The 2,214-nt window shown below is 76.1% G+C and carries 4 protein-coding genes; all 4 read left to right on the top strand.

Going from position 1 to position 2,214, the window contains the following annotated elements:
• On the top strand, positions 1-1,229 hold a 1,229-nt coding region (locus VIM19_20930), incomplete at its 5' end, for a V-type ATPase 116kDa subunit family protein (GenBank protein ID HEY5187299.1).
• Positions 1,226-1,648, top strand: a complete 423-nt coding sequence (locus VIM19_20925; GenBank protein HEY5187298.1) for an ATP synthase subunit C — start codon at positions 1,226-1,228, stop codon at positions 1,646-1,648. The genes VIM19_20930 and VIM19_20925, both read left to right, overlap by 4 nt.
• Positions 1,649-1,651: 3 nt before the next feature.
• A complete protein-coding gene (locus tag VIM19_20920; protein ID HEY5187297.1) occupies positions 1,652-1,876 on the top strand; it encodes a hypothetical protein in 225 nt (74 codons plus the stop codon).
• Positions 1,873-2,214: hypothetical protein (locus tag VIM19_20915; GenBank protein ID HEY5187296.1), on the top strand; the 342-nt coding region annotated here is incomplete at its 3' end. The genes VIM19_20920 and VIM19_20915, both read left to right, overlap by 4 nt.

The raw sequence follows: 2,214 nt of genomic DNA, 5'->3' as shown, positions 1-2,214 counted from the left end.
AGCCGAGCCGGTCCCCGCTGGTCACCCCCGACCCGCCCGACCTGGACGACGTGCAGCGGGACGGCCGCCTCGACCTGCTGGCAGGCGAGGCCGAGCTGGAGGGCCTGCAGGCCCGCGCCGCGAGCAGCCGCTCGGTCACCGCCCTGCTCGGCTGGTGCCCGGCGGAGGCCGTCCCCGAGGTCGCCGCCCGGCTGGCCACGCTCGGCGGGTCGCTGGTGCCGCTGCCGCGGCCGGCCGGGGTGGACCCGCCCACGCTGCTGCCGCGGCGCGGCGGCGTGAGACGGTCGTTCGCGCCGCTCGTGGACACCTACGCGACCGTGCCCTACGCCGACATCGACCCGACCGTGGTGGCCGGGCTGGCCTACATCGTTATGTTCGGGATGATGTTCGGCGACCTCGGGCACGGGCTGCTGCTCGTGGGGGCAGCACTCCTGCTGCGCACCGGCCGGCCGCGCCGGTTCGCGTCGGCCCAAGGGGTCTGGCCGTTCGTCGCCGGGGCCGGGCTGGCCGCCTCCATGTTCGGCGTCTTGTACGGGGAGTTCTTCGGCCCCACCGGGGTGCTGCCCGTGCTGTGGCTGTCGCCGCTGGAGGAGCCGGTCCTGTTACTGCTCGCGGGGCTGGGTTTCGGCGCGCTGCTTCTGGCCGGCGCGTACGGGCTCGGGGTGGTCAACCGCTGGCGTGAGGGCGGGCTGGCGCTGGCGCTCTACTCGCCGTCCGGCATCGCTGGAGCCACCGTGTTCCTGGGGCTGGCGGTCGTGGTGGCCGGCTGGTGGTTCGACCTCGGCGCGCTCACTGCCCTCGGCGTGCTCGTCGCCGTGGTCGGGCTGGTGCTCGCCGCGGTGGGCCTGTACACCGGCTCGGGCGGTGGCGGCGCGGGGGTGGCCCAGACCGGCGTCGAGCTGTTCGACCTGGTCGTGCGACTGGCCTCGAACCTGGTGTCGTTCGCCCGGCTGGCCGCGTTCGGCCTGATGCACGCGGCGCTGGGCGCGGTGGTCTGGGACGGCGCCTCCGGCCTGTTCGCCCGCGGCGGCCTGGCCTGGCTGGCCGGGGCCGTCGTCTTCGTGGGCGGCAACCTAATCGCGTTCGCGCTGGAGGCGCTGGTGGCCGGCGTCCAGGCGCTGCGCCTGGAGTACTACGAGCTGTTCTCGCGGGTGTTCGAGTCCGAGGGCCGTCCGTTCGCGCCCTGGCATCTGCCGACCGAGCAGACATTGGAGGAAGTGCAGCCATGACCTGGTTGATGGCTCTGCCCGTTCTGGTCGTCGGGGCGCTCGCAGTGGCCGCGCTGCTGCGCCGGCGCGGCACCGGCGCGGTGAAGGTCCTCCTCGCCGGCGACGCCCTGCTCCTCGTGGCAGCGCTGGTGGTGCTGGCGCTGGCCCTGTCTGCGGGCCCGGCCGCCGCGGCACCGGTGGCCACCGCGACCACGACAGCCAGCTCGGCCTCGTGGGCCGCCCTGATCGGTGCGGCCATCGCGGTGGCCGGCTCGTCCATCGGCGCGGCGATCGCCGTGGCGTACACCGGCGCGGCCGCGCTGGCCGCGCTGAGCGAGCGGCCCGAGCTGTTCGGCCGGTCCATGGTGATCGTGGGTCTGGCTGAGGGGATCGCGATCTACGGGCTGGTCGTCGCGATCATCCTGATCGGCAAGGCCTGATCGATGGGCGGCGTCGTGGCCATCGGGACCCGTGGGCGGGTGCAGGCGTTCGCCCTCGCCGGGGTGGACTGGCGCGACGCGACGACGCCGGCCGACATCCGGGCGGCGTGGGCGTCGCTGCCCCAGGGCACCGTGCTGGTCCTGCTCACCCCGGAGGCCCGTCAGGCCCTGGACGGCGAGCTGGCCACGGTGAGCGGCCGGCCGCTGTGGGTGGAGCTGCCGCCGTGAGTACTGTCACCCCTTCGGTCCCCGCGGCCAGCCTGGTCGACGCGCTGGCCGCGGTGCGGGCCGAGCTGCTCCGGCGGGCCGGCGAGGAGGTCGCGCAGCGGGTGCGGGAGGCCACCGCCGCGGCCGAGGAGAGCGTGCGGCAGGCCGAGGAGGAGGCCGCGCGGATCCTGGCTGAGGCCCGGGCCGAGGGCGCCGCGGACGCCTCCTCGGCCGCGGCCGCGCAGGAGGCCCGCAGCTGGCGGACCGCCCGTGCCGCCGTGCTGGCCGCGCGGTCCGCGGCCTACGACGAGCTGGTGCAGCGCAGCGCTGACGCGCTGCGCGGCGAGCCGGTCGACCGG

The sequence above is a fragment of the Actinomycetes bacterium genome (assembly GCA_036510875.1).
In the GTDB taxonomy this organism is placed as follows: domain Bacteria; phylum Actinomycetota; class Actinomycetes; order Prado026; family Prado026; genus DATCDE01.
Note: the sequence above shows the minus strand (reverse complement) of the source record. Positions and strands in the feature narration are given on the sequence as shown.